The organism is Rhizorhabdus sp. (assembly GCF_018006725.1).
Classification (GTDB): Bacteria; Pseudomonadota; Alphaproteobacteria; order Sphingomonadales; family Sphingomonadaceae; genus Rhizorhabdus.
In genome coordinates this window covers 1-5,171 of record NZ_JAGMXV010000292.1, presented here as the reverse complement: position 1 = coordinate 5,171, position 5,171 = coordinate 1, and the positions used below count along the sequence as shown (strand labels likewise).

At 65.9% G+C, this 5,171-nt stretch carries 4 protein-coding genes; all 4 read right to left on the bottom strand.

Features of this window, described 5'->3' with window-relative positions; all coding sequences use genetic code 11:
• Positions 1 to 3: 3 nt before the first annotated feature.
• Positions 4 to 405 (bottom strand): tetratricopeptide repeat protein, encoded by a 402-nt coding sequence (locus KAY22_RS24225; RefSeq protein WP_296625702.1) that lies wholly within the window; start codon positions 403 to 405, stop codon positions 4 to 6.
• Between the two features lie 10 nt (positions 406 to 415).
• A complete protein-coding gene (locus KAY22_RS24220) occupies positions 416 to 1,933 on the bottom strand; it encodes a putative 2OG-Fe(II) oxygenase (RefSeq protein ID WP_296625701.1) in 1,518 nt (505 codons plus the stop codon).
• Between the two features lie 4 nt (positions 1,934 to 1,937).
• A complete protein-coding gene (locus KAY22_RS24215) occupies positions 1,938 to 3,101 on the bottom strand; it encodes an aspartyl/asparaginyl beta-hydroxylase domain-containing protein (protein ID WP_296625700.1) in 1,164 nt (387 codons plus the stop codon).
• Positions 3,102 to 3,249: 148 nt separating this feature from the next.
• The coding region (locus tag KAY22_RS24210; RefSeq protein ID WP_296625699.1) for a TonB-dependent receptor at positions 3,250 to 5,171 on the bottom strand (1,922 nt) is incomplete at its 5' end.

Here is a 5,171-nt window from a genome sequence, read left to right as displayed (position 1 = left end):
CGGCTATACCTGATACGCAACAGCCAGGTCGCCGCCCGTACACGTGATCACTCCAAGGTGCAGCAGATGGTGGACATGGGCCGACAGGCGCAGGAGCTTCGGATCGTCGCCACCCTCTGCGGCAAGGGCCGCCGCCCCGTCGAGGTCGCCCGTCTCGATCATCGCGCGCACGAGATTGTTGAGCGTCGCCTGATCGCGGGGATCGAGCGCACGCGCCTGCCTGAGCATGGCCACCCCGCTATCGAAATCGCCGGTCCGGCATGCCAGCATTCCGGCAAGCGACAGAAGAGGCTGATCGTGCGGGGTGGTCCGCAATATGCTGCGTGCGGCGGCCAGGGCGCCGGGCAGGTCGCCGATCTTGATCCGGGCGAAGACGGGCGACAGATGCGGAGGCGGCAGGGTCATGATGTCGATCTCAGGCCAGAGGGGGAGCGATGTCGAAGGCGACGGTCATGCGTTCGCCGAAGCTGTAAGGCAGCGTGCCATGCCACATCGTCGAAGGAAACAGCACCAGTCGGCCGGGCTTGGGCTCGACGAGGCGGGTAGCCGGCAGGTCGAGGCCGAGTTCCGCTTGCGGGCTGCCCAGCGTGAGCCACCCGGCTTGGGTCCCCGTGGCGGCTTCGCGCGGCACGGTCACGTAGAAGGCCGAACTGATCAGCCCGGCGGGATGGACGTGATTGGCATGATGCCCGCCACCCTCGCCGGTCAGTCGGACCGACCAGGACCCGGCGAAGCGGGGCCGCGACGGTCGGCCATAAGCCAGCAGCGGGTGGCGCGGGTCGGGTTCGGGCAGGCTGGCGATCTGCTCGCGAACGGCTTCCAGAACCAGCGCCCGCAATGCGCGGATTTCGGGATCGACGCGGCTGAACAGCGGGCCATCGGTCTGGGTGCCGCCGCGCACCGACTGATCCAGATGCGGGGCGCTCGCGCGGTGCAGAGTGCGCAGGCGCCGGGCCAGCGCCGGCAAGTCGGCGATACGGTCTGCGAGGTCGACGACGCGTATGAAGGCCGGATCGTCCAGCCAGTCGGCGCGGGGATCGCCCGCGAGCCGCCACGCGATGGCAGCATAGGGCCACATCGCCCGGTTCGGTCCTTGAGGGCGTGCCCAGCGCTCGATCAGCGGCAAGGCCCGCTCTACGCGGCCGGTGCGCAGCAAGTGGCGGACATGACGGATCGCGACCGACAGGTCGTCGACCTTCGCCATGACCTCGAACAGTGTATCCGCTTCGCTCCTTTCGCCAAGCTCGGACCGCGCCGCCGCTTCGTTCGCAGTGAAAGTCAGCTGCGGGCCGAGCACCGCCCGGCCGCGCATGACGGCGTCGAGCGCGGCCTCATATTGTCCGGCCTCGACCAGCGAAACGATCAGAATGCGCCACAGATTGAGATCGCCGCCATTGTTCGTGAGCGCCCGCTCGATCGCCTCGGTCGAGCGAAGGCCGTCTCCCATCATCCAGCGCAATTTGATCACGCGGTCATGACCGGGATACCAGCCCGGATGCACCGCCAGCAGCGCTTCCAGTTCGGCAATCGCGGTCGCAGCGTCGCCCTGCGCCATGCGCGCCGCCGCGCGGCTTAGCAACAGGTCGCCATTATTGGGCTCCAGAGCGATTGCTGTTTCGATCAGTGGCAGCGCGTCGAGCCCGGCTTCAAGAGCAATCTGCGCTCGCGCCTGTGCGATCCGCGCATCCTGCGGCGCGAGCTTCGCTGCCGCGTTGATAGCGGGCATGGCCTCGGCATGCTGGTCGAGAGCCCGGTGGAGCAGGCTTGTCCATTGCCACAGGCGGGCATTGGTGGCGTTCCGTTCGGCCGCCAGCGCAATCAGGGGAAGGGCGTCTTCCTCCCGTTGCAGTTCGAGCGCCTTTGCCGCGAGCGCTTCTGCGGTTGCGGCATCGGACGGGCGGAGCTTCATCCGCGCGATCAGGTCGTCGATCATGGCTTCAAAGTCCCTGTGCCACCACGCCGCTCTCGGCTTCCAGCAGCGCCGTCACGGCTGCGCGCTCCTGCGGGTCGAGACCCGGATGCCATATGTCGATGATGAGGATCACGCGTAGCGCGTCGCTGGGGTTGAGCGCCTCATGCTCGATCGTGTCATCGAAGACCCAGGCCCGGCCGCGTTCCCATTGGCGGGTTTCGGCGCCGACGCGGAACCAGCAGCCTTCGGGCACGATCAGGGGCAGGTGGCAGACCAGCCGGGTGTTGGCGACGCCGTGATGTGGCGGAATGCGCGTGTTCGGCGCCAGGAGCGAGAACATGGCGTTGGGTGAGCAGCCGCCGATCCGGGGCTGAGGAAAGCGATCGATCAACGCCATCGTGCCGGGACAATGGCGGGCATTGGCGTCGATCCGGCGGCCATATTGCCACAGGTGGATCGCGGTCCAGTCGCGATTATGGTTGAGCGGCGCCCATTGGGCGAGCGGGGCGCCCTCCGGATATTGGATATAGGGGGTCAGTTCGGCGCGTTCGGCGGCGGCCACCGCCTCGAATTCGGCCTGAATCAGGTCGGTCGCGGCCTCCAATTCTCCGAGCCACGGAAACAGGCTGCGATCATGATATTCGCGCTCGACCAGGCCGGGAAAATGAAAGTGGGTCGGCTCGCTGTGCCAGACGCGGGTCTGACGCAGGGCATTGCTGCGAAAGCGCGCAATGCGGGCCGCTGCTTCCGGATCGGCTGTTGCTTCCGCCTCTGCCATGGCGTCGCGCAGGCGTTCCTCCTTATCGGCGCGCCAGCGGTCGCGGAGTTTTTCGCCACGAGCTACCGCCGCCGCCAGTTGAGGATTGGCTATGCTGTCGGGTTTGCGGGCGAGCGCCTGATCATAAGCTTCGCCGGTATCGGCATGGCCGAGTTGTTCCTTCAGGCCTGCGCGCAGCATCAGCGCCATGAAGTCGAGCGGCGCGAAGGCAAGCGCGGCAGACACGGCGTCGAGCGCAGCGGCAGGATCGTTCGAAGCCCGGTAGAGTGCCGCCCGCTTGAGGTGCAGTTCAAATCCTGGCGCCGCGATTGCGGCACGGGCCAGCAAGCTCAGAGCTTCGGGGAAGGCGCCTCTGGCTGCGGCGGTATCGGCCGCGCGTTCCAGTTCGGCGGGCGTGGGGGTGGAGGCCATGCGCTACCTTAGGGGCTGATCGTCAGCGGGGAAAGCGGTCCGCGTCGCGGAAAGCCGGTCTTGGATCGGGATCGAGCCGGAACGCCGGGCCAAAAGAAAGAGGCGGCGGGGTCGCCCCCACCGCCTCCTTCCGGCTTCGCCTCGACTATCAGAAGTTGAGGGTGACGCCAGCGTAGATGTAACGACCCATCGAGTCATAGACACCCGGGAAGGTGTTACCCGAGCAGAACACCGCGGTGCAGGCGTTGTTGACTGCCGACGCGCCGTTCGCGCCGATGATCGGCGGATCGTTGTCGAGCAGGTTCTGGACGCCCAGACGGAAGGTGTACTGGTCGTTGATCGCATAGGTCGCGGCCAGATCGAAGTAGCTCTGCGACGGCAGCTTCTCGTTGAACGGCGAGAAAGCGCCGGTCAGGGTCGGGTTGCTGCTGCTGCGGTCGATCTTCACGCTGCCGAAGTAGCGCCATGCGAGCGACAGGCCGAGGCCGTTCTCCATGTTGAAGGTCACGCGAGCCTTGTGGCGCCATTCCGGGTTCGGAATGCCGCAGACCAGGCCGTAGAGACCGGCGCAGTCATAAGGCGCCGTCACACCATTGTCGGTCTGCAGCTTGTCGAGCCAGGTGCCGATGATGCTGAACGACAGCGAGTTGGTGCCGATGCGGGTGTTGTAGCCGGCCGAGAGGTCCAGACCACGAGTCTTCAGACCACCGATGTTAAGCGGAAGGTCACGGACGAAGCCGTTGGCCGAACGCCACAGCGAGCCGGTCGCGTCGCGGTTGATCAGCGAGCAGAAGGTCGGATCGCCAGTGGTGATGCACTGGTTGATGATCACGTCCTGACCATAGTTCTGGATCAGGTCCTTCACCTTGATGTCGAACCAGTCGACGGTCGCGTTGAAGCCCGGCAGGAAGGTCGGCTGGAACACGATACCGATCGTCTTCGTGTCCGACTTTTCCGGCTGCAGGTTGGGGTTGCCGCCGATAAAGCCGTTATACTGGCCGGCCGGGTTGCCCGCGACCGGATAGTTGGCCGGATCGAGGCCGGTGAGGGCGCACTGGGCCGCCGTTGCCGAGCCGTCGCCGCAAGGATCGCTGTTGCCGTTGAGCGCCACGATGTTCGGAGCGAACAGATCCTGGACGTTCGGGGCGCGAACCGCGCGGTTGAAGCTGGCGCGGAAGCGGATGTCGCGAACCGGAGCGAAGTCGACCGCGATCTTGAACGTGTCGGTGGTGAAGCCGCTGCTATAGTCGGAATAGCGATAGGCGCCTTCCAGGGTCAGAGCATGAATGCCCTGCTCCTCGACGATCGGCAGACGGAATTCGCCGAACAGTTCCTTGACGTCGAACGAGCCAGACACCGGAACGGTGGCCGCGCCCTGACCGGTCAGGTCGCCCGTGCGGAACGCGACGTCGGTGTCGAGCTCGAGCGATTCCTTGCGGTACTCGGCGCCGAACACAACGCCCAGACCGTCGTTCGCCCAAGGCGACTTCAGGCCATATTCGCCGAGCAGACCGGTGATGGTGCCGCTGAGGACGCGCTCCTGCGTGTTGCCGCGCTGGAAGCCCGGGATCTGCACATAGTTCAGTGCATCCTGGGTCACGCCGCCGAGAGCGAACATGTCGTACGGACGGCAGTTGGTGTCGGTGCCCAGCACGAACACGCGGCAGGCCGGTAGGCCGGTGCGCGGATCGGTGACGACGTCGATCGCATTGGTGAGACGCGAGGCCGAGAACTCGTTCGAGTAGGTCTGCGAATAGTTGGTGCGACCGAACAGATAATAGGCGTCGTACGACCAGACCGGGCTGATCTCGCCCTTCGCGCCGCCGACGATGCGGAAGGCGGTGTGCTGCAGGTCGCTGCGGCGCGGGCCGCCCTCGACGTTACGACGAAGAGCCTGCAGGAAGGCGCGATTGTATATGTTGCCGGTCAGCGGATCGCGGAAGTCGATCGGCGCGACACCGGCATCGACCAGCGGGAAGCCGGTCTCGGTGAAGCGGGTGATGAGGTTTCCGGGAGCGCAGATCTGCGTCCGCTGCTGAGCCGACAGGAGCGGGTTGTCGCAGTTGATGC